Annotated in this window: 20 protein-coding genes; 10 read left to right on the top strand and 10 right to left on the bottom strand. The window is 65.0% G+C overall.

The annotated features are described in order from the left end of the window. The 6 genes from X741_RS165400 (at position 1) to X741_RS1000000169455 (ending at position 6,756) form a co-directional block, all read left to right on the top strand. Positions 1–990, top strand: coding sequence for a glycosyltransferase family 2 protein (locus X741_RS165400; protein WP_023775836.1), 990 nt, complete (start codon positions 1–3; stop codon positions 988–990). Further along, positions 990–1,940 (top strand): glycosyltransferase family 2 protein, encoded by a 951-nt coding sequence (locus X741_RS165405; RefSeq protein WP_023775835.1) that lies wholly within the window; start codon positions 990–992, stop codon positions 1,938–1,940. Before X741_RS165400 ends, X741_RS165405 begins: the two co-directional genes overlap by 1 nt. Further along, a complete protein-coding gene (locus tag X741_RS165410; protein ID WP_023775834.1) occupies positions 1,930–2,898 on the top strand; it encodes a glycosyltransferase family 2 protein in 969 nt (322 codons plus the stop codon). Before X741_RS165405 ends, X741_RS165410 begins: the two co-directional genes overlap by 11 nt. A 74-nt stretch (positions 2,899–2,972) precedes the next feature. Next, complete coding sequence (locus X741_RS165415; RefSeq protein ID WP_023767523.1) at positions 2,973–3,869, top strand: UTP--glucose-1-phosphate uridylyltransferase; 897 nt, start codon at positions 2,973–2,975, stop codon at positions 3,867–3,869. A gap of 234 nt (positions 3,870–4,103) precedes the next feature. Next, on the top strand, positions 4,104–6,497 hold the full coding sequence (locus X741_RS165420; RefSeq protein WP_023775833.1) for a polysaccharide biosynthesis tyrosine autokinase: 2,394 nt from the start codon (positions 4,104–4,106) through the stop codon (positions 6,495–6,497). A 13-nt stretch (positions 6,498–6,510) separates the two neighbouring features. Beyond that, the gene (locus tag X741_RS1000000169455; RefSeq protein ID WP_156934482.1) at positions 6,511–6,756 is read left to right on the top strand and encodes a hypothetical protein; all 246 of its coding nucleotides are present in this window, start codon (positions 6,511–6,513) and stop codon (positions 6,754–6,756) included. 197 nt (positions 6,757–6,953) lie between these two features. Here X741_RS1000000169455 and X741_RS165425 read toward each other — a convergent pair whose 3' ends face one another. Then, positions 6,954–8,036 carry an acyltransferase gene (locus X741_RS165425; RefSeq protein WP_023767527.1) on the bottom strand — a complete coding sequence of 361 codons (1,083 nt, stop codon included), beginning with the start codon at positions 8,034–8,036 and terminating at the stop codon, positions 6,954–6,956. Positions 8,037–8,171: 135 nt separating this feature from the next. Beyond that, positions 8,172–10,079 (bottom strand): propionyl-CoA synthetase, encoded by a 1,908-nt coding sequence (locus X741_RS165430; protein ID WP_023775832.1) that lies wholly within the window; start codon positions 10,077–10,079, stop codon positions 8,172–8,174. Positions 10,080–10,234: 155 nt separating this feature from the next. On the opposite strand from X741_RS165430, the gene X741_RS165435 reads away from it, so the two are divergent. The 4 genes from X741_RS165435 to X741_RS165450 all read left to right on the top strand — a co-directional run bounded on the left by X741_RS165435 (position 10,235) and on the right by X741_RS165450 (position 13,240). Further along, positions 10,235–11,065 carry a DUF2259 domain-containing protein gene (locus X741_RS165435; RefSeq protein ID WP_023775831.1) on the top strand — a complete coding sequence of 277 codons (831 nt, stop codon included), beginning with the start codon at positions 10,235–10,237 and terminating at the stop codon, positions 11,063–11,065. A gap of 439 nt (positions 11,066–11,504) precedes the next feature. Continuing rightward, positions 11,505–11,789 (top strand): PqqD family protein, encoded by a 285-nt coding sequence (locus X741_RS165440; protein WP_023775829.1) that lies wholly within the window; start codon positions 11,505–11,507, stop codon positions 11,787–11,789. A 33-nt stretch (positions 11,790–11,822) separates the two neighbouring features. Then, on the top strand, positions 11,823–12,257 hold the full coding sequence (locus tag X741_RS165445) for a lasso peptide biosynthesis B2 protein (RefSeq protein WP_023775828.1): 435 nt from the start codon (positions 11,823–11,825) through the stop codon (positions 12,255–12,257). Continuing rightward, the gene (locus X741_RS165450) at positions 12,254–13,240 is read left to right on the top strand and encodes an HPr kinase (RefSeq protein ID WP_023775827.1); all 987 of its coding nucleotides are present in this window, start codon (positions 12,254–12,256) and stop codon (positions 13,238–13,240) included. Before X741_RS165445 ends, X741_RS165450 begins: the two co-directional genes overlap by 4 nt. A 9-nt stretch (positions 13,241–13,249) precedes the next feature. Here the strand turns inward: X741_RS165450 and X741_RS165455 are convergent, their stop codons facing one another. The 8 genes from X741_RS165455 to X741_RS165490 all read right to left on the bottom strand — a co-directional run bounded on the left by X741_RS165455 (position 13,250) and on the right by X741_RS165490 (position 20,435). After that, entirely contained in the window at positions 13,250–14,272 is a 1,023-nt protein-coding gene (locus X741_RS165455) for a nucleotidyltransferase family protein (protein ID WP_023775826.1), read from the bottom strand. Between the two features lie 62 nt (positions 14,273–14,334). Further along, positions 14,335–15,321, bottom strand: coding sequence for a dihydroxyacetone kinase subunit DhaK (dhaK, locus tag X741_RS165460; RefSeq protein ID WP_023775825.1), 987 nt, complete (start codon positions 15,319–15,321; stop codon positions 14,335–14,337). A gap of 31 nt (positions 15,322–15,352) precedes the next feature. Continuing rightward, positions 15,353–15,778, bottom strand: coding sequence for a hypothetical protein (locus tag X741_RS165465; protein WP_013891462.1), 426 nt, complete (start codon positions 15,776–15,778; stop codon positions 15,353–15,355). Between the two features lie 11 nt (positions 15,779–15,789). Next, positions 15,790–17,364 (bottom strand): phosphoenolpyruvate--protein phosphotransferase, encoded by a 1,575-nt coding sequence (ptsP, locus tag X741_RS165470; RefSeq protein WP_023775824.1) that lies wholly within the window; start codon positions 17,362–17,364, stop codon positions 15,790–15,792. 41 nt (positions 17,365–17,405) lie between these two features. Next, a complete protein-coding gene (locus X741_RS165475; protein ID WP_013891460.1) occupies positions 17,406–17,708 on the bottom strand; it encodes an HPr family phosphocarrier protein in 303 nt (100 codons plus the stop codon). 22 nt (positions 17,709–17,730) lie between these two features. After that, complete coding sequence (dhaM, locus tag X741_RS165480; protein ID WP_006325214.1) at positions 17,731–18,120, bottom strand: dihydroxyacetone kinase phosphoryl donor subunit DhaM; 390 nt, start codon at positions 18,118–18,120, stop codon at positions 17,731–17,733. Continuing rightward, positions 18,117–18,719, bottom strand: a complete 603-nt coding sequence (gene dhaL, locus X741_RS165485) for a dihydroxyacetone kinase subunit DhaL (RefSeq protein ID WP_023775823.1) — start codon at positions 18,717–18,719, stop codon at positions 18,117–18,119. Before dhaL ends, dhaM begins: the two co-directional genes overlap by 4 nt. 72 nt (positions 18,720–18,791) lie before the next feature. Further along, positions 18,792–20,435 (bottom strand): dihydroxyacetone kinase subunit DhaK, encoded by a 1,644-nt coding sequence (locus tag X741_RS165490; RefSeq protein WP_023775822.1) that lies wholly within the window; start codon positions 20,433–20,435, stop codon positions 18,792–18,794. Positions 20,436–20,457 lie beyond the last annotated feature (22 nt).

Raw genomic sequence — 20,457 nt, 5'->3', positions numbered from 1 at the left:
ATGACGCAAGCGCTGCCTTCCAGCCTGATCGTGATCCCCTGCCTGAACGAGGCGGCCCATATCGGTGCGCTGCTCGACCAGTTGCGGCCCTCGGCCGAAAGGCTGGGCGCCAGGATTGTCGTTGCCGATGGCGGCAGCACCGATGGCACGCTGGCCATCGTCGAGGATGTCGCGACCAGGGACGCGCGCGTCATCCTGCTGCACAACCAGCGGCGCATACAGAGCGCGGCGATCAATCTCGCCGTCGGCACATTCGGCGAGGGTGCCCAGTATCTGATCCGGATCGACGCTCATGGCGGCTATCCCGACGATTATTGCGACCGGCTGGTCGAGGAGGCACTGGCCACGGGCGCTGATTCGGTGGTGGTTTCCATGCTGACCAGCGGCAGCGGCCCCGTGCAGAAGGCGGCGGCGGCGGCGCAAAATTCAAAACTCGGCACCGGCGGTTCCAAGCACCGCCACCTCTCCGCCGGAGAGTGGATCGACCATGGCCACCATGCGCTGATGCGGATTTCGGCCTTCGGCGCTGTCGGCGGCTATGACGAGACATTCAGCCACAATGAGGACGCCGAACTCGACTACCGGCTGCGGCAAGCCGGCTACAAGATCTGGATGAGCGGCAAGACGCAGATGGTCTACTACCCGCGCACCTCGCTGAAGGGTCTCTATTTCCAGTATCTCGGCTATGGCCGCGGCCGCGCCAAGAACGTGCTGAAGCACCGTGTCATCCCGAAGGTCCGGCAGATGGTGCCGCTGGCGGTGTTCCCGGTGGTTCTTCTCGCGGCCTTCTCGTTCGTGCACTGGATCGCGGCGGTGCCGCTGCTGGTCTGGGCGTCGGTGTGCCTGGGTTATGGCCTGGTGGCGGCCATTCGCCAACGCAAGGCCGATCTCACGCTGGCCGGGGTCTCGGCGATGGTCATGCATCTCGGCTGGTCTGTCGGTTTCTGGCTGCAGCTTCTCGGCCTCGGCTCGCGGCGCGGGGTGGCTTGATGGCTGTTCAGGCCAAGAACCGCAGCATCGACATTGGCGTGTGCACGTTCCGGCGGCCGGAACTGGCCGACACACTGCGCTCGCTTGCCGCCATGGATATGCCCGGGGGTTTCGATGTCGGCATCATCGTCGCCGACAATGACGACACGCCGAGCGCCAGGGAATTGGTGATGGCGCTGTCGCGGGAACTGGCGGTGCCGGTCCGCTATCGTCATTGCCCGGCGCGCAACATCTCGATCGCCCGCAACGCTTGCCTCGATGCCAGCGAGGCGGATTTTCTCGCCTTCATCGACGATGACGAGACGGCGACTGCCCGCTGGCTCGCGGAACTGGTCACGACGGCTGAAACGAGCGGTGCCGCCGCCGTGCTCGGCCCGGTGCGGGCGCTTTACCGCCCGGATGCGCCGGACTGGATGCGGCGCGGCGATTTTCACTCCACCTTGCCCGTCTGGGTGCAGGGCGAGATCCGCACCGGCTACACCTGCAACGTGCTGCTGCGCGTGGGGGCGGACAGCCTGCGCGGCCGTCGCTTCAGCCTGGCGCGCGGCCAGACCGGCGGCGAGGACACCGAGTACTTCGACCAGATGCACAAGGCGGGAGGCCGTATCGCTTTTTCCCCAGACGCCTGGGTAAACGAGGTGGTGCCGCGAACCAGGGCTGCGTTCGACTGGCTGGGCCGCCGGCGCTTCCGGGTCGGCCAGACGCACGGCCATCTCCTGGGCCACAACGCCGGTGGCATCGGCCTGGTCAAACAGATCGGCCTGGCTTCGGTAAAGGCGCTTTATTGCTTCGCCGCGGCGCTTCCCGTCGTCGCCAGCCCGGTGCGCCGGAACCGAAGCGTGCTGCGCGGCATTATGCATGTCGGGGTCGTCAGCGGTCTCGTCGGCATTCGAGAGATCCGCCTCTACGGCCAGCCCTCGCCACGGGAAGGAGGCAAGCGTGCAGCCTGACGTTTCCTCCGTCCCCGATGTCTCCTTCATCATTGCCGCCTACAATGCCGAGGCAACGCTGGACCGGGCGATCGCCAGCGCCATCGCCCAGAAGGATGTCAGCGTCGAAATCATCGTCGTCGACGACAAGTCGCGTGACGCGACGCTCGATGTGGCAAGGGCCTATCCGCAGGACATCGTGCGCGTTGTCGCGCTCCCGCAAAACAGGGGCCCCGGCGGGGCCAGGAATGCCGGGCTCGACGTCGCCCGCGGCAGGTGGGTCGCGGTGCTGGATTCCGACGACGCGGTCTTTCCAGGCCGCATGGCAGCCATGATTGCCCGCGCCGAGAGGGCGGATGCCCAGATCGCCGTCGACAATCTCCAGGTCGTCCGCGAGGACGGTGTCGTCGAAGACGCGATGTTCCCGCGGCAGTACCTGGAGCGCCTGGGCGAGATTTCGCTGGCCACCTATATCGCCGGCAACGTCGTTTTCGAATCGAAGTTCAACCTCGGCTACCTCAAGCCGATCTTCCAGCGCCGGTTCCTGGATGAAAACCGGCTTCGCTATGACGAGAAACTGAGGATCGGCGAGGATTACATCCTGTTTGCCGACGCCCTGGCCAAGGGCGGCAGATGCGTGGTCGAGCCTGATATCGGCTATGCCTACCACATTCTCAGCGGCTCCATCTCGCGTGTGCTCGAGCTTCACCATGTCGAGGCGATGCGCGAGGCGGATGCCAAATTCGCTCAAACCCATCGGATGGATGAGGCGGCCCTGGCCGCCTTCGCCCGGCGCGGCCGCAGCTTGCGCAAGGCGGCCTCCTTCCTGGCGATGGTCCAGCACATCAAGGCGCGGTCCCCGTTCAAGGCGATCCGGACGGCGCTCAGCGACCCGGCGGCGGTCAGGCATATGGGCATGCCGATCGCCGTGCGGTTGCGAAGAGTAGCGGCACAGTTTGCCGTGGGGGTGGGGAGGTGAAGATGCAGGCACATGAAGGGATTTCTCGTGGCCTGTGAATGGACTGAAGTCGATCTCCTCAGAAGGAATTTGCGATGAAGAAAATCAGGAAGGCCGTGATACCGGTGGCGGGGCTTGGAACACGGTTCCTGCCGGCGACCAAGTCGATGCCGAAGGAAATGCTGCCGGTGGTCGACAGGCCCGTCGTGCAATATGCGGTGGACGAGGCCTTCGAGGCCGGCATCGAGCACATCGTGTTCGTGACCGGCCGCAACAAGGCGGTCATCGAGGACTATTTCGACCTGCATCCGGAATTGATCGGAACCCTGGAGCAGACCGGCAAGAAGACCCAGCTGGAGGCGCTCGAAAGCATGCTTCCCGTGGCCGGCGCCACCTCCTTCATCCGCCAGCAGTCGCCGCAGGGCCTTGGCCATGCCGTCTGGTGCGCCCGCGAGGTCATCGGCAACGAGCCCTTCGCCCTGCTTTTGCCCGACATGGTTTCCTTCGGTCGCCGCGGATGTCTCGCCGAAACGGTCGACCTTTATGAGCGCACCGGCGGCAACGTCATCGCCGTCGAGCGCTGCGATCCGAGCGAGACCAACAAATATGGCATCGTCGGCCGCGGTGCCGACGTCGGCGGCGGTTTCGAGGTCTCGGCCATGGTTGAAAAGCCTGCACCGGCCAATGCACCGTCGAACTTCTACATCAATGGCCGCTACATCCTGCAGCCCGAGATCTTCGCGCTTCTGGGCAATCAGCAGCGCGGCGCCGGCAACGAGATCCAGCTGACGGACGCCATGGTCCGGCTGTCGAAGGATCAGCCGTTCTTCGCCCAGCCTTTCCTCGGCCGCATGTTCGATTGCGGTTCCAAGGAAGGCTTCATCCAGGCCAACATCGCCTTCGCTCTGGCGCGAGACGACATGAAGGGCCCGGTCTTCGAGATGCTTCAGGAGTTCGTCCAGTCGCATGAACGTCAGGAAGAAGCCGCATAATGCCCATCTTTCGGGAGTATTGCCGGATGTCCGGCGGCGAGGGCCGACAGGCCCCGCCGTCTGGCATGAAGCTTGCGTTGCCTGTGGGCGATGCTTCCGATCTTCGAGGCGCCTGACAGCCAAGGCATGATCCCGGAATGTGGGTTCCGGTTTTCGGAAAAGATCATGCTCAAACAGAGAGATAGAGCCCAGCCCAATGATCGGGATGGAACAGGCTCTGGAATTGGACCGACGATGAATTATGCCAACTTTCCTCTCGACAAGAGGATGCCATTGCCGAATTCGGATGCAGGAGACGGCGAAGACTTCATCGACATCGAGCGGCTGCTTGGCATGGCCGCACGGCAGGCCAAGGTGGTCGCCGTGTGTGCCGTCATCGGCCTTTTTTTGGGCTTGCTCTATATCCAGACCACGCCGCCCAAATATGTGTCGGTCGCCAGCGTGCTGATCGACGAGGGTCTGAACAAGATCGTCGACGACATTTCGGCGGCGTCCACAACCATGCAGACCGATAGCGCCATTCTGAGCCAGATCGAGATCCTGACCTCGACACGGCTTGCCGCGGTGGTCGTCGACAAGCTCAAGCTGGACCAGAACGATGCGTTCATGAACCCGCCCCAGTCGGCGCTTGCCCAGGGCGTCGGCCTCATCCGCGGGCTGATCCAGTATGTCCGCCCCAGCCCGGTCATGCCGGGCGTCGGCGACGTCAGCCAGCTCTCCCCCGCCGCTCGCGATGCGCTGATTGCGACGTCGCGGCGCGACTATGCGATCCTCAAGCTGCAGAATGAAATCCAGGCGGACCGTGTCGGGCGAAGCTACGTCATCGCGCTTGGCTACCAGGCGACGGATCCGGGGCTGGCGACCGCGATCACCAAGGCCTATGCCGACGCCTATCTTGCCGATCAGCTCGATGCCAGCTTCGACGCCACCGAGCGCGCGGCGGTCTGGCTGCAGGGCCGGCTGACGGAACTGCGCGAAAGTTCGCAACAGGCATCGCTCGCGGTCGAAAAATTCAGGGCCGAGCACGGCCTGTCGGCCAACAGCGATGGCCAGTTGATGAGCGACAAGCAGCTCGCCGACCTCAACGCCCAGCTCATCGTGGCCCAAGCCGACACGGCGCGCGCCAGCGCCCGCTACCAGCAGTACAAGTCGATCGTCGACAGCGGCTCCGAAAACGCCTTCAAGGATGCCGCCATATCGTCCGACCAGCCAAGCGGTGCGCTCATCTCGGCACTCAAGACCCGCTATCTCGCGGTCTCCAAGCGGCAGCAGGATGTCGAGGCGAATTTCGGCGCCCAGCACCCGCAAGCGGTGGCGCTCGCCAAGGAAAAGGCCGACATTTCCGCGCAGATCTTCGGCGAGCTGAAACAGCTGACCCAAAACTATCGCAACGAATATGAGGTTGCGCAGGCGCGCGAGACCGCGCTCAGGGCCAACGTCGCGGCAGCACAGGGCAAGAGTTCCATCGACAACCAGTCGCAGGTCAAACTGCGCGACCTCGACCAGAAGGCGACGGCGCTCTCGACGCTCTATCAGACCTTTCTTGGCCGTTACGAGGAAGCCGCGCAGCAGCAATCCTTCCCGGTCGGCAAGATCCGCATCATCTCGGACGCGTCGACGCCGCTCTCCGCCTCGAGCCCGCGCACCATCATCGTGCTTGGACTTTCGCTCGTGCTCGGCATGCTGATGGGCGCCGGTTTCGGCGGTCTCAATGAATTCAACGAGCGGTTCTTCCGGACCGGCGAGGAAGTGCGGGACCGCGTCGGCCTCAAGTTCCTCGGCTACCTGCCGACCATCGGCAGCAAGGCCGTCGCCAAGGAGGACAAGGCGGCGGTCGACGGTCAATTGGATGCCAAGGTCGCCAGATCGCCGGCCGCCATCGAAAGGCGCGCGCGCATGCGGGTGAGCATCGACGCTCCGGCTTCGATGTTCTCCGAAACGCTGCGCAGCGCCAAGATCGCCTTCGATGTCGTGATGGAAGGGCAAGGCAGCCGCGTCATCGGCGTCATCTCGGTGCTTCCCGGCGAAGGCAAGTCGACGGTTGCGGCCAATCTCGCCGGGCTGCTTGCCGCCAATGGCTCCAAGACATTGCTGGTCGACGGCGACCTGCGCAATCCGGGCCTCAGCCGCAGCCTCGGCATGGAGGCCGAGCAAGGCTTGATGGAAGCGGTGGTGAATGGCCAGACCTGGCAGTCCGTCGGCAAGATCGACCGGCAGACCAAGCTGGCGATCATCCCGGCCGTATCGCGCGGGCATTTCTCGCACACCAGCGAGCTGCTCTCCTCGGCGGGAATGCGGCGCTTCATCGAGAACGCCAAGGAGACCTTCGAATACATCGTCGTCGACCTGCCTCCGCTCGGGCCGGTGGTCGACGCCAAGGCCTTCGCGCCGCTGGTCGACGGTTTCGTGCTGGTCACCGAATGGGGCCGCACGCCGCGCGCCATGGTGCGGTCGATGCTGGAATCCGAACCCTATGTCGCCAACAAGATCGTCGGCGCGGTGCTGAACAAGGTCGACCTGAAGAAGCTGGCCAAATACGGATCGTTCGGGGCGTCGGAAAAATTCTTCGACAAGTACTCGGCCTACTATCTCGACAAGTCGGAAGTGCGCAGCAAGGCGCGGGTCTGAGGTAGGCCATTGCTTGGCCAGCATGTTCGCCGAGCATCGAGTATGCCAGGAACGTTTGGGTGGACAAGCGAAGGAACTCGTCGGCGGCAAGTTGATGGAGCGTGCGGGAGGCGCGACGGTAGCTCGTCGCCTTCAATCAATCGAAGATGGTTTCCATCTCGACCTCAAAACCCTGACCGGTGCGATCCTTCGCGGACGGATTGCTGGCCCTTTTCAAAGGCTTTCTGGAGAGCCGCGCGCTCATCCCATTCTGGGTTGACGATCAATTTATAGCGTTCTGCCGTCGGCGGGTGCGTCGGTCCGTGGCGGAAGCGATGCTGGGCGCCGGCGAGCGTGAGCGCAAAGCTGCGTTTGGATTCGAAGCTTTGCCAGTGACGCTACCCGACGCCATCATTGATTTCTTGAGCAGTGGCGGCAGGGCCAAGCATTATGCTCAGCCCTCGTACCGGTCCGCGCCTACGCAGCCTTCAGCCGGTAGCGGAAAACGGTGTGGTCGAGCAGCAGTCGGACACGCGGCTCCGCCTCGGTCGCCACCAGCCAGCTTGCCGCGATCATGGTCGCGGCGACCGCCGCCATCGACAGGAGATAGGGCAGCCCGGCGCGCACCATGGCGCCAAGCATCGCCGCGCCGATGACGTCGTGGATCAGATAGAGCGGGTAGGTCATCAGGCCGATGCGGCGCCAGCCGCTCCAGGAGAGCTGAAGCCGCAGCGACAGCGCCATCAGGGCGATGGCGACGAGGAAGATCAGGATCGGTGGCGCATAGGGCATCACGGCCCCGACCTTGATGCTGTGAACGTCGACCGAACTGGCGATCTGCAGCACGCCGCCACCAAGGAACAGCAGGCAGAAGCCAAGGCGCGACGGCGTCAGCGCCTTGAACCGCATCAGCCAGAGCAGCACGCCGACAGCGAAGAAGCAGCCATGATGCACCAGGACGAGCTGCAGCCAGCGCGTTTCGGCGAAGTCGGACCAGCCGAGCGGGTAATAGAGGCACCAGAACAGCGTGCTGACCAGGCCGATGGCGATGGCGACCGCCTCCATAAGGTGGAAGCGGCCGAGCCGCAGCAGCACCCAGACGATGGCATAGAAGGCGATCTCGATGCCGAGCGTCCAGTAGACGCTGTCCACCCACGGGCCATAGGGCGCGAACAGGCCGGTGCGGACCAGCCTGACCACCGCATCGGTTGGCCAGCTCAGGCCGATGGCGAGCAGCAGCACGGCGGTGACCGGCGCGCAGATCCAGACCGCCGGCGCCAGCCTTTTCACCCTTGCCTCGAAGAACCGCAGCGGCGTCGAATTCTCCGCGCTGAAGGCAATGACGAAGCCGCTGATGACGAAGAATATCTCGACGCCGACCCAGCCGGACTCGACCCAGGCGCCTATTGCCGGCTGCTGGGGAACGCCGCCCGTGGCCTGCGCCGAGATGCCGTCGGGATAAGCCCACACCCAGAAGCCATAGTGGTAGACCATGACCAGCACGGCGGCGAGAAACCGCAGGATGTCGACGCCGCCAAATGTAATTTTCTGCTGAGCCATACCGAACCGCCGGATGGCCCCCCATTTGCCACTGTAGGGAGGGTTGCTGCATTGCACAATAAAAGTATTGCTTGCCGATTCGGCATAGGCTTGTTGGCAAGCAAGGCTGCGCGGGATCGCTCCCGGCCGGCGGCCTCAGACCCCGATCCCGCGCTCCTTCATGGCGGCGGCGATCTCGTCGAGGATGACCGGGTCGTCGATGGTCGCCGGCATGGTCCATTCCTCCTTGTCGGCGATCTTCTGCATGGTGCCGCGCAGGATCTTGCCCGACCGCGTCTTGGGCAAGCGCTTGATCGTCACCACGGTCTTGAAGGCGGCGACCGGGCCGATGCGCTCGCGCACCAGCGCGGCGACCTCCTTCTCGATGGTGCCGCCGTCACGCGCGACACCGGCATTCAGCACCACGAAGCCGAGCGGAATTTGGCCCTTCATGGCGTCGGCGATGCCGACGACAGCGCATTCGGCGACATCGGGATGGGCGGCCAGCACCTCTTCCATGGCGCCGGTCGACAGCCGGTGGCCGGCGACATTGATGATGTCGTCGGTGCGGGCCATCACATAGAGATAGCCATCCTCGTCGATCATGCCGGCATCGGCCGTCTTGTAGAAGCCGGGGAACTCGTCGAGATAGGCTTGGCGGAACCGCTGGTCGGCGTGCCACAGTGTCGGCAGGCAGCCCGCCGGCAGCGGCAGCTTGACCACCACATTGCCCAGCGTGCCGCGCACCACCTCGTGGCCGGCATCGTCGAGCACGCGTATGTCATAGCCGGGCATCGGCACGCCGGGCGAGCCGTATTTCACCGGCAGCAGGCCGAGGCCTGCCGGGTTGATCGTCATCGGCGAGCCGGTCTCGGTCTGCCACCAATGGTCGACCACCGGCACGTTGAGCTTTTGCTCCGCCCATTTGATGGTTTCGGGGTCGGCGCGCTCGCCGGCGAGGAACAGCGTGCGGAATTTGGAGAGGTCGTATTTGGCAACGAACTCGCCTTTGGGGTCTTGGCCCTTGATCGCCCGAAAGGCGGTCGGCGCGGTGAACAGCGCCACCACGCCGTGTTCCGCGATCACCCGCCAAAAGGTGCCGGCATCGGGCGTGCCGATCGGCTTGCCTTCGAACAGGATGCTGGTGCAGCCATGCAGCAGCGGTCCGTAGACGATGTAGGAATGGCCGACGACCCAGCCGACATCGGATGCCGCCCAGAACACTTCGCCCGGCTTGACGCCGAACTCGTTTTCCATCGTCCATTTCAGTGCGACCATGTGGCCGCCATTGTCGCGCACGATGCCCTTGGGTTGGCCGGTCGTGCCGGACGTGTAGATGATGTAGAGCGGGTCGGTGGCGAGCACCGCCACGCAGTCGACATTGGCGCCGGCCGCCCGCTCGCGGGCAACGGCATCGGCATAGTCGATATCGAAATGGTCCTTCAGTTCGCAACGCAACTGGTCGCGCTGCAGGATCAGGCAGGCGTCCGGCTTGTGGCGGGACATCTCGATCGCCTTGTCGAGCAGCGGCTTGTAGGCGACGATGCGGCCCGGCTCCAGCCCGCAAGAGGCCGATATGATCAGTTTCGGCCTGGCGTCGTCGATGCGGGTGGCCAATTCATGCGAGGCAAAGCCGCCGAACACGACCGAATGCACCGCGCCGATCCGGGCGCAGGCGAGCATGGCGATGGCCGCCTCCGCCACCATCGGCATGTAGATGATGACGCGGTCGCCCTTGCCGACGCCACGGTTCTTCAGCACCGAGGTCAGCGCCACCACTTCGCGCTTCAGCTCGGCATAGGTGAATTTTTTCACCGTTCCGGTGATGGCGCTGTCGTGGATCAGCGCGATCTGGTCGGCGCGCCCGCCGGCGACATGCCGGTCGATGGCGTTGTAGCAGGTGTTGCAGGTCGCGCCGGTGAACCAGCGGCCGTAGACGCCGGCGGTGGCATCGAACACCTTGTCCCAGGGCGAATACCAGTCGATGGCGCCGGCCGCGTCCGCCCAGAATTTTGCCGGATCGCGTCTCCAACCCTCATAGACCTCGTGATAGCGTGAAGCCATCCGTACCTCCCCAGGAACGATTTGCCGCCTTTGCATACAGCCTATGCTGTTTTTTCCGGCGCTGTCTTCCCTGATTTTCGTCTGAGACGTTCCCTGGCTTGACCAGGGAGGCGCGGTGTCGTGAACTGCCGTAGCGGCGGGGAGGATGCGAACGAATGCGCCATTGGTGGTCGATCGCGGCGTGGCCGCTGGTTACGCTGGCGGTCGGTACGGCGATCGTTGTCTCGGCCGGTGTCGCCCGCGCCGGGGATGCCGCGGCACGGCGCATCATCGGCTTCTCGGCCGATGGCGCCTATTTCGCCTTCGAGCAGTATGGAACGCTCGACGCCGGCGCCTCGGATTCGGGCTACTCGGAGATCGACATCATCGACACCCGCACCGACCAGCTCGTTGGCGGCAAGCCCATTCTCGTCGTCGACGAAACCGAGGAGGCGACACTGACCCTGGAACAGGCCAGGGCGCAAGCGGCTGCCAAGGCGGCGCCGATCCTGGCGAAGTACGCCATTGCATCGCGGGGCACGCAAACAGCGTCCGACAAGTTCACCTTTCCCGGCGAGATCGTCGGCTACAACGACATTTCGCGTCTTGAGCAGGCGTCGCGGAAATGGCTTTCCCCGCTCTATGACGAGACCGAGGTTTCAACCATCCGGCTCGATGAGATCCTGGCCGACAGTGCGATCGATTGCTCAGCGAGTTTCAATGACATCCAGCAGGGCGACCAGGCGCTACAAGGCGACAAACCAGGCAAGGCGCTCGGCTTCCGGCTGACCTTGCAAGGCCAGGACGGCAAGCCGTTCAAGACCCTGCACGAAGACAAGGCCGTGCCCGGGTCGAGGAACTGCCCGACCTCCTACAGCCTGTCGGAATCCTATGAATTCACCCCTGTCGGCAAACCGGCGGTGATCGTTGTGCTCGTGCAGCGCTTCAGTCAGGGCTTTGAAGGGCGCGACCGCCGTTTCATTGCCGTGACCGGGCAGCCTCGCTGAAGGTCGGTGGGTCCGCTTAACAGCCGGTATTCATTGGGCAAATGCCGATTGCACTAGATCGGCAGGGCCACAAGCATGAGGCCTACGCCGCCGAAGATCAAAATGGCTGCTGCCATCGCTTTTCGATGACGTTCGAAAGTCGTCGGAGCCCGCTCCCAGTTGTAACGCATACGCCATCTCCCCAAAACCCCGGGAGTCCTTACCTTACTCTGGGGAAGAAAAGCAACGGTCCCGCCGGCCAACTCCCTTGTCTGCGGCGTCGCGCCGGCGACCATTTCTGGGATGATTTCGGCTGGAACAGGTGGTGGAGGCATTTTGCAGCCGGCACGGATCTGTCGCGGACGCAAGGCGCACGAGCCCATCCCCCGCCGGCCGATAGACAGCGCTCCACCGCCGCGCTATCTCATTTCGGGGTTCTTATGGCTTGGTGGGGTTGGTGATGGAAATTGCCTCTGGAACGGTTCTGCGGCTGGCCGACGACGCTTCGGTCCAGCATGTCGGCGACGGTGCCGTCGTGCTTCTGGCGCGCAGCGGCCAGCTTTATACCTGCAACGGCACGACCGAAGCCTTTCTCGACAAGGTGGACGGCGCGCGCAGTCTCGATCAGATCGTCGGCCTGCTTTGCGAGGAGTTCGAGGTCGACAAGGGCACGCTGGATGAAGACATGGCGGCGCTGGCCACCGAACTGGTCTCGGAAGGCATCCTCGCCGCCCCAAATGCGTGATGGGGGTAGGTGCGTGATGGAGCTAGGTGCGTGATGGCCGACGGTCCGCTCCTGCGTGCCCTGTTTCGATGCCATCTCTGGGCAAGCGCGCGGCTGATGCCGGTCCTCATCGCAAACCGCAGCTTCGAGCAGGTGCTGAAGTGGGCGCCGTTGGCCTCGTCGATGCCCTATCGCGGTCTGCCGGCCGCCTACATCGTCGCCAGGGTCAACCGCACCGTCCGCCATCCCTGGCTGATGCGCGACCGCAGATGCCTGCGCGAGGGGCTGCTCGGCCATCGCTTCCTGCGTCTCGCCGGTTTCGATCCGGAGCTGCGCTTCGGCGTTGATCCGAAGTCGCTGCAGGCACCGCATCTGTCGGCGCATTGCTGGGTTTGTCTTGATGGCAGGCCGGTGGTCAGCGATCGCCTTCCGGGCATGGTGGAGATCTATCGCCACCATGCCGACCCCACAAAGGTGCGCCCCGCTTGACCGTGAGCTCTGCCTGCTATGGCCTCAACGGCCAGATCTTCGGCATATCGGCCGAACGCCCCGACCTATGGGAGGATTTCGACAGGATGCTGGGCGTCCTGCGCATCACGGATCCCGTCGAGCCGGGCTTTCGTCTGGATATCACCGAGGCGGACGTTCTGGACGAGACCCCCGGCGGTTCGCTCGTCTTCGACGGCGAGATACCGGAGGATGGCCACTGCCGGATGATCGCCGATGGCGCCACGATCCACCTCGTCTTTCCCGGTCGCCAGACCGTAGCCATCAATGACGAGGAGGCTTGGGCCAAACTCCGGGTTCGGCCCGGCACGAAAGCCGCCTGGACGCCATCGATGCTGGTGCTGGACGCCGCCCTCGACGCCGGCGGCCAGCATATGCTGCACACGGCCGGCCTGACATTGCCGGGCCGTGATGCCGTCGTGCTGATCCATGCGCCGAGCGGCACCGGCAAGACCACCACGTCGCTGGCGCTGGCTACGCAAGGCTTTGGCCTCTGTTCCGACGACGCCATGATCCTGGATCTGACTTCAGGCAAGCCGATGGCTTGGGGTCTGCCGCGGCACGTCAAGATCCACCAGATAACCGCCGAAATGATCCCGCAGGTGGCGCCATGCCTTGGTCACTCCTGGGACCGCAATGGGGAGCAGGCGGTCTCGCTGGAGCGGTTGAGCGAGATCGTGCGGATCGAAAGCCCGGTGGCCCGACCGGTGGCCGCCCTCCTGCACCTGGCGCGCTCCGCCGACAGGCAGACGCGGCTCGTCGCCATGGCCCGGACCGACGCGATGGTGGCGCTGGCGATGGACAATGTCCGCACCGGCATGACCGGCCTGCTGCCGCTGCAGAAACGCCGGCTGGCGACGATCGGCAAGCTGGTCTCGTCGGTGCCGACCTTCACGCTGGAAGTCGGAGCCCGCCCGGCCGACGCCGCGGCGCTGATAAATGCCACATTGGCCAGGCAGGACTGAGCCGGAGCTTCAGGCTGGGTATGGCCTGGCCTTGGCCAGGCGCTGGATCCAGCGGAAGGCATCACGGCGCAGGCGTGAGCCGATCTTTTCCCTGGAATTGACCCTGAGCAGGGTGTTCGTGGTGATCAGCCGTTTGGCCAGCCTTATCGAAAGATCGGGCTTGATGCGGCCGGCGAGTTCAAGCGCACGGCGCTCGCCGAACAGCTCGCCGGTCACATTGAGCACGATCGCCAGTTCGAGTTCGATGCCGGTCATGCGGGCCGCGTCGAGCAGTCTGGCTTCCGCTTCGGGGGACTGCAGTGCCCGCACGCCTTGCAGCACGTCGACGCAAAGCTGCAGCCGATGAAATTTGTGGCCGCCGGCGGCATGCACGATGGCGATCGTCAGCAGGGCTGCCGGCGTGTCGGTCGCATCGCCGTCGATGACGCGCAATTCGCGGAAACCGAGCGACAGGCGTCGGCGCATGCCGGTGTCGTGCACGAGGTCGCCATGCAGTTCTACCAGCAGGCTCGAATTCCCCTTTTCCAGCCATTTGAATTCCTGCAGCTGGTAGGATTCGGCTTCATTGCTGCCAAGCTCGAAGCCGCATGAAGCGATCGCCCGGTTTGCCCGTGCAAGGTTGGCCGGCTCGACGAGGATGTCGATGTCGGTGAACGGCCTGTCGGTGACGTGGCGATAGAGCTTTCCCGCAAAGACCGGGCCCTTGACGATCCGTGCCGGAATGCCCTCGGCGGCGAGCACCTTCATGATGCGGCCGCCATGGTAATTCAGCAGCATCGATTGGCCGGTGGCGATCGGCGCTTTCTGGCGCAGTTCGTGAAGTTTGCTCTGCACGTTCGCATCCGATGTCAGATGCGCGTTGCCACGTTCATGGAGCTTGCGCAGCATGATCGGCAGAACGCCATGAAACTCCGCGTTGTCGAGCAGTGCCGACAAAGCCTCTGCCGACAAATCGTCCTCGACTGCCGCGGCCTCCGGATCGGCGAAGCGCAGCAGCAGTTTTTCTTCGGCGGAGTTGAGGAATGGCAGCATCAGCCCCGGGCGCCAAGTGGACGGCCCAGGATGGTTGCAGAAAAGCGCTGTGGAAGCCAGCGCTACATGCCCCACCGCAGTGCTGCCGTGTGGACGGGCGCATCCCACCAGCCGGTCGTCTCATCATCAAGCATGGTCAGCGTGACAGAGCAGCCGGCCATGTCGAGCGAGGTGACATAGGTGCCGACCAGCGAGCGGGCAATCGTCACGCCATGCCTCTCGAAGATACGACGCGCGCTGTTGTACATCAGATAGAGCTCCATCAGCGGCGTGCCGCCGAAGCCGTTGACGAACAGCAGCGCCGGGCCTTTCGCCTCGTCGCCGAGATCGCCCAGGATCGCGGCGCAGATTTCCTCGGCGATGGCGTCAGCGCTCTTCAACGTATCGCGCCGGCGGCCGGGTTCGCCATGGATGCCGACGCCAAACTCCATCTCGCCGTCGCCGATGGCGAAGGTCGGCTTGCCGGCCGCCGGCACCGTGCCGCTGGTCAGCGCCACGCCCATCGAGCGAGTGGCGGCATTGACCCGGTCGCCCAGCGCCTTCAACGTCGGCAACGCCATGCCTTGCTCAGACGCCGCGCCGACGATCTTTTCCACCACCAGCGTGCCGGCGACGCCGCGCCGGCCTGTCGTGTAGGATGAATTCTCGACGGCGACGTCGTCATTGGTCACCACCTGCAGGATGCCGTCTGACATTTCCGCCGCCATGTCGAAGTTCATCACGTCGCCCTCATAATTCTTGACGATGAACAGGCAACCGGCACCGGTGTCGACGGCTTGCGCCGCCGCCAGCATCTGGTCAGGCGTCGGCGAGGTGAACACCTGGCCGGGGCAGGCGGCATCCAGCATGCCATGGCCGACAAAGCCGCCATGCAGCGGCTCGTGGCCGGAGCCGCCGCCGGAGATCAGCGCCACCTTGCCTGGCCGCAGGGTTCTGCGACGGATGAATTTATGCTCCTCGCCAAGCGCCAGGATATCGGCATGGGCGGCGACGAAACCGTCGAGGCTCTCGGTCAGCACCGTGTCCACCGAATTCATAAATTTCTTCATGGCGTCCTCCCAAACAGTCCGGCAAGAATGGTCAGCCGCCACCCTTGCCGGTGATGCTGGTGATCTTCTGGATGAAGTCGTTGACCGCCCTGTCGAGCGCGGCATTCTGCTTGTCGTCGCCGAAATCCGGCACGACAAGCGAAACATGCCGCGTCTTGCGCATGCCAGCCGCGACCGACATCTTTCCCGGATGCGCCTGGTGGTAGGCGGCGAGGAACTGATCGCGTTCGGCCGGGCTGAAATGGCAGACGGAGAAAATTGCCGGCAAATGTTTTGACGGAATCGGGATCGAGTAGGTCGGACTGGAGATTTGCGTGACGAAGCTGCGGTGCTTGCCGAGCGCGTCGGCGAGACGCTGACGCATGCCGGACGGCCGCTGGTCGATGACATGCGACAGGATCGTCTTGTAGGCTCGGATCGCTTCTTCGGAACCGGGTTCGGGCGTCTTGTCGACCATGCCTGCCACGCCTACACCGAAATGTCCGCGATGGCCGCCTTGGCCATAGCGAGTTGCGCCGGCGCCACGGAGAGATCGCGCAAGCCGGCCTCGAGCAGCGCCGGGATCGAGGCTGGATCGCCGCCGGCATCGCCGCACAGGCTGACGGGAATACCATTGTCCCGTCCGAAGGCGGTGACCGAGCCGATCAGCCGCAGCACCGCGGGATGGCGGACCGAATTGAGATGCGCGACCGCGGCATTGTCGCGCGCCGCCGCCATCACATATTGCGTCAAATCGTTGGAGCCGATCGAGAAGAAGGCCGCGCCGGCCAAAGCCTCCGGCGCGATGGCCACCGACGGCACTTCGACCATGATGCCGAGCGGCGGCATCCGCTGCGCTGTGCCGCGCGCGGCAAGGGCTGCCTGTTCGTCGGTGAACAAGGCGGCTGCGCGCTCATACTCCTCGGCCGTGGCGATCATTGGAAACATGACCCTGAGATTGCCGTGTGGCGCGGCGCGCAGCAATGCCCTGATCTGAACACGGAAGATATCGAGCCGCGCCAGCGACAGCCTGATCCCGCGCAGGCCGAGGAATGGGTTGCCTTCCTCGACGGTGAAGCCCGGCACCGGCTTGTCGCCGCCGGCATCGACAGTGCGGATCGTCACCGGCTTGTCGCCGGCCCATTCCAGCACCTTGCGATAGGCGCGATACTGGGTCTCCTCGTCCGGCAACGTCTTGCCGAACAGGAATTCCGTGCGCATCAGCCCGACGCCGTCGCAGGTCGCGATGTCGATGGCGTCGACATCCGACGGATCGGCGATGTTGACCTGGACGCGCACCGCCGTGCCGGCTTTGGTCAGCGCCGGCCTTGCCAGAAACGTCTGCGCCTTGCCTTGGCGGGCGGCGAAGGAAGAGGACGACTGCCGAAAAGAGCCGATCTCCGCCGGCGAGGGCGCCAGCACGACATTGCCGTGCTCGGCGTCGAGCAGCGCCATGCCGGCCAGACCGGCGGGTGGTTCGCGTAGGCTCACGACCATCGGTACGCCGCGTGAGCGCGCCAGCATGGCGACATGGCTGGCGGTGCTGCCCGCCTTCAGCGCGATGCCGCCGCCGCTGCTCCAATCGGTTTCGAGAAAACGCGTCGGCGCGATGTCCTCGCCATATAGAATGGCGCCGGCCGGGGCTGTGCTGGCACCGTTATCGGTCAGGGCATGCAGCACCTGGTCCCTGATATCGCGCAGGTCTCCGGCGCGGGCGCGAAAATAATCCTGGTCGGAGGCTTCATAGCCGGCGATCTCGCCGTCGAGTGCCTGCCGCCAGGCCGCGTCGGCGGCCCGTCCGGAATCGATCGACGCGAAGGCTGGCCCGCTCAGCGCATCGTCTTCCAGCATGGCGATGTGGAATTCGAGTATGCCGGCGGCGTCGCTGTCGGCGGTTTCGACCATGGTCATGAGCCGGCTCACCGCCTTGCCGATCGCCGTCCTCAGTGACGCCTTCTCCTCCTCGGGAGTGGCCTTGCTGGTGTAGACTGCCGGCGGCCGGTCGAGCTCGAACAGCGGCCCCTCGGCGTAGCCGGCCGAGGCCGGTACACCCTCAATCCGCATGGCCCGCATCCCCCGCGGGTTGACGCAGACGTGGGCCGGCCTCACGCCGACCGGACATGACCGGCACCCTCGTCGAAATCGCGCCGCACCAGTTCGACCAGCGCGTCGACGGCATCATTGGCGCCGTCGCCGCGGGCCCTGATGTGCAGCACCGTGCCCTTCGGCGCCTTGGCCGCCATCACCTTGACGATGCTCTTGGCGTCGAACCACGGCCCGTTGGCGGCAAGCGCTATTTCCACGTCGGCGGCAAACGTCTTGGCGAGCTTGGTGAATTTCACCGAAGGACGCGCATGCAGGCCCACATCGTGGGTGATCAGGACGGTCGCTTCGGCGGCTGCGGACATGTCTTTCAAAATTCCCGTTTACTCACGACGGCGACAATTCATGCGCCGTCGCCACCACTTCCCGAAGCGAGGCGCCGCCGGACGCCTCGGTCGCCGCCATCACCGCGCCTTCGACGATCGGCGCGTTGCAGACGATGATCTTCTGCGCGCGGGGTTCGCCGATCATCTCCACCGCCATTTCCGAGTTGGTCTCGGCGCCGCCGAGATCGACCAGTATGGCGACGCCGGCTTCCGACCAGGCCTTGTCGATGGCGCCCATGATCGCCTCGACATTGGTGCCGAGCCCGCCATGGCCGTTTCCGCCGCACCATGCAAGCGGCACTTCGTCGCCCACCATCTGGCGCACCATGTCGGCCGTGCCTTCCGCGACCAGCGGCGAATGTGACACGATCACGATCCCGACATTGCTCATGCGCTTTCCCCGATCGCTTGTCCCACCGTGCGCACCAGCAGCGCCGTCGAGCGCGCGCCGGGATCCATATGGCCGATCGAGCGGTCGCCGAGGAACGAGGCGCGGCCACGCTGAGCCTTCATCGGCACGGTCGCCTCGGCCGCAGCGTCGGCGATGTCGGCTATCTCGGCCGCGGTCTTTCCCCCGGCCAATGCGTCATGCACCGGCTGCAGCACATCGAGCATGGTTTTTTGGCCAACCTGCGACTTGCCGCGCGCCGCCACCGCTTCGATCGCCTTGCCGAAGGCAGCCGCCAGGTTGGCACGATCGGGCTCCGCCGAAATCTCCTTGCCGAGCGCCATGAACAATGTGCCGAACAACGGACCGGAGGCGCCGCCCACCGTCATCACCAGCTTGGTCCCGATCGCCTTCAAGGCCTCGGGCAGCGGCTTTGCCGCGAACGCATCCGCCTCGGCCCGCACGGCCTCGAAGCCGCGCTTCATGTTCAGGCCATGGTCGCCATCGCCGATCGCCTGGTCGAGCGCCGTCAATTCCTCGGCGTGGGCAGCGATCGTATCCGCCGCGGCCGCGACCAGCCTGGCAAGGTTCAACATCGCCATGTCGCCCAGACTCCCGGTTTCCACCTTGCCGGCAGTAGCGAAAGAACGGTCATTCGGCAACGGGTGCATGGGTCAGGCCGCGACAAGCAGCGTGGCGGCCGCCGAGAACACCTCGGCCACGGCATGGGCGCCGGGATCGGCCACGCCCTGCAACTGGCTGCCGACATAGGCCGACCGCCCGGCCTTCGCCTTCTCCATGGCGGCAGTCGCCTCGGCGCCGCGCCGGGCCGCCGCCGCCGCTTCTTCCAGCCCGTTGGCGTCGAGCGCTTTCAGGGCTGGCTCCAGGGCATCGACCATCGTGCGGTCGCCAAGCTGTGCGCCGCCATAAAAAATCATTCGCTCGAGGCCGGCAAGCAGCGCCTTGGCCAAATCAGCGCCGCCATCCAGAGCCTGCGCCGCCGCGGTGAAGAAGATCGACAGCAGCACCCCGCTGGAGCCGCCCATCGATGCGCTCAATACGTCACCTATTGCCCCGAGGGTTGCCGCAGGCTCGGCAAGCGGCAGTGTATCGAGACGTTCGAGGATGCTGCGCGCGCCGGTCGCCACCGTCGAGCCTGTGTCGCCGTCGCCCGCCTTGGCGTCGAGCCCGTTCAACGTGGCTTCAAGCGAAATCAGCCTTTCGCAGACCGTGACGATCACGCGCCTGGTGCCGGCATCCTGGCTGGCCTTGTATGCAGCACTTTGTCCGGCTGCTTTCGCCATTGGCACGATAGCAGGCGCTGCGACCGGCTTGGCTGGCATCCAGGCATGCGGACCGACCGGCGCCAGCAAGGCTGTCTCACGCGCGGCGTCGAGCTGGATCAGCGACAGCGAGAAGCCGTTCATGTTGAGTGCCGTCATCAGCGGGCCGGGCCCGACGGTCAGTTTGACCGCCTTGCCGAGCGGCGAGGCAAGCACCGCATTGGCGATAACAGACATTTCGAGCGGCGGCACGGAGCCGAGATTGTTGATCAGCAAGGCATAGGCGGCCTTCGGATCGAGCCGCACCGCCAGGCGCTCCGCCATGATCGCCACCAGCCTGTCGGCGCTTTGCACCGCGATGCGCTCGACGCCCGGCTCGCCATGAATGCCGAGGCCGAGCTCGCCGTCGTTTTCGCCAAACCGGTCCTCATGCGGCTGGCCGGGAATGGAGCAGGACGACAGCGACATGCCGAGCGAGGCGATGTCCTTCGCCGCCGCCCGCGCCGCCGTCGCGACAGTCGCCAGGTCGTGGCCGGCTTCCGACAGGTGTCCCGCGATCTTGTGGACGAACAAGGTGCCGGCAACGCCGCGCGGCTGGGCGATGTCGGGCAATGCGATGTCGTCGGCGACGATCACCGTCTCGACGCGAAAGCCTTCGGCGCGCGCCTTCTCGGCGGCCAGGCCGAAATTGAGACGGTCGCCGGTGTAGTTCTTGACGATCAGCAGGCAGCCGGCCGGTCCGGTGACTGTGCGGATGGCCGCCAGCACCGCCTCGACGCTCGGCGAGGCGAAGATCTCGCCGGAGACCGCCGCCGTCAGCATGCCCTTGCCGACGAAGCCCGCATGCGACGGCTCATGCCCGGCGCCGCCGCCGGAAACGACGCTGACTTTCGACTTGTCCCAGTCGGCACGCAGCACGACCTTGAGCTCGGGATAGCCGTCGAGGCGCGCCAGTTCGCCTGAGCCGATGGTCCGCAACAGGCCATCCAGCGCCTCGGTGACGATCGTTTCCCTGCGGTTGAAAAAGTGCTTCATCGAATTCGTCCCGTATTCGCAA

Origin of the sequence: Mesorhizobium sp. LNHC221B00 (genome assembly GCF_000502935.1) — a bacterium.
In the GTDB taxonomy this organism is placed as follows: domain Bacteria; phylum Pseudomonadota; class Alphaproteobacteria; order Rhizobiales; family Rhizobiaceae; genus Mesorhizobium; species Mesorhizobium opportunistum.
Note: the sequence above shows the minus strand (reverse complement) of the source record. Positions and strands in the feature narration are given on the sequence as shown.

What these genes read in the sequence shown, in the direction of transcription:
- X741_RS165400 (WP_023775836.1), top strand. Translation starts at nt 1, where the DNA reads ATGACGCAAGCGCTGCCTTCCAGCCTGATCGTGATCCCCTGCCTGAAC.
- X741_RS165405 (WP_023775835.1), top strand. Translation starts at nt 990, where the DNA reads ATGGCTGTTCAGGCCAAGAACCGCAGCATCGACATTGGCGTGTGCACG.
- X741_RS165415 (WP_023767523.1), top strand. Translation starts at nt 2,973, where the DNA reads ATGAAGAAAATCAGGAAGGCCGTGATACCGGTGGCGGGGCTTGGAACA.
- X741_RS165420 (WP_023775833.1), top strand. Translation starts at nt 4,104, where the DNA reads ATGAATTATGCCAACTTTCCTCTCGACAAGAGGATGCCATTGCCGAAT.
- X741_RS165425 (WP_023767527.1), bottom strand. Translation starts at nt 8,036, where the DNA reads ATGGCTCAGCAGAAAATTACATTTGGCGGCGTCGACATCCTGCGGTTT.
- X741_RS165430 (WP_023775832.1), bottom strand. Translation starts at nt 10,079, where the DNA reads ATGGCTTCACGCTATCACGAGGTCTATGAGGGTTGGAGACGCGATCCG.
- X741_RS165435 (WP_023775831.1), top strand. Translation starts at nt 10,235, where the DNA reads ATGCGCCATTGGTGGTCGATCGCGGCGTGGCCGCTGGTTACGCTGGCG.
- X741_RS165440 (WP_023775829.1), top strand. Translation starts at nt 11,505, where the DNA reads ATGGAAATTGCCTCTGGAACGGTTCTGCGGCTGGCCGACGACGCTTCG.
- X741_RS165445 (WP_023775828.1), top strand. Translation starts at nt 11,823, where the DNA reads ATGGCCGACGGTCCGCTCCTGCGTGCCCTGTTTCGATGCCATCTCTGG.
- X741_RS165455 (WP_023775826.1), bottom strand. Translation starts at nt 14,272, where the DNA reads ATGCTGCCATTCCTCAACTCCGCCGAAGAAAAACTGCTGCTGCGCTTC.
- dhaK (WP_023775825.1), bottom strand. Translation starts at nt 15,321, where the DNA reads ATGAAGAAATTTATGAATTCGGTGGACACGGTGCTGACCGAGAGCCTC.
- X741_RS165465 (WP_013891462.1), bottom strand. Translation starts at nt 15,778, where the DNA reads ATGGTCGACAAGACGCCCGAACCCGGTTCCGAAGAAGCGATCCGAGCC.
- ptsP (WP_023775824.1), bottom strand. Translation starts at nt 17,364, where the DNA reads ATGCGGATTGAGGGTGTACCGGCCTCGGCCGGCTACGCCGAGGGGCCG.
- X741_RS165475 (WP_013891460.1), bottom strand. Translation starts at nt 17,708, where the DNA reads ATGTCCGCAGCCGCCGAAGCGACCGTCCTGATCACCCACGATGTGGGC.
- dhaM (WP_006325214.1), bottom strand. Translation starts at nt 18,120, where the DNA reads ATGAGCAATGTCGGGATCGTGATCGTGTCACATTCGCCGCTGGTCGCG.
- dhaL (WP_023775823.1), bottom strand. Translation starts at nt 18,719, where the DNA reads ATGGCGATGTTGAACCTTGCCAGGCTGGTCGCGGCCGCGGCGGATACG.
- X741_RS165490 (WP_023775822.1), bottom strand. Translation starts at nt 20,435, where the DNA reads ATGAAGCACTTTTTCAACCGCAGGGAAACGATCGTCACCGAGGCGCTG.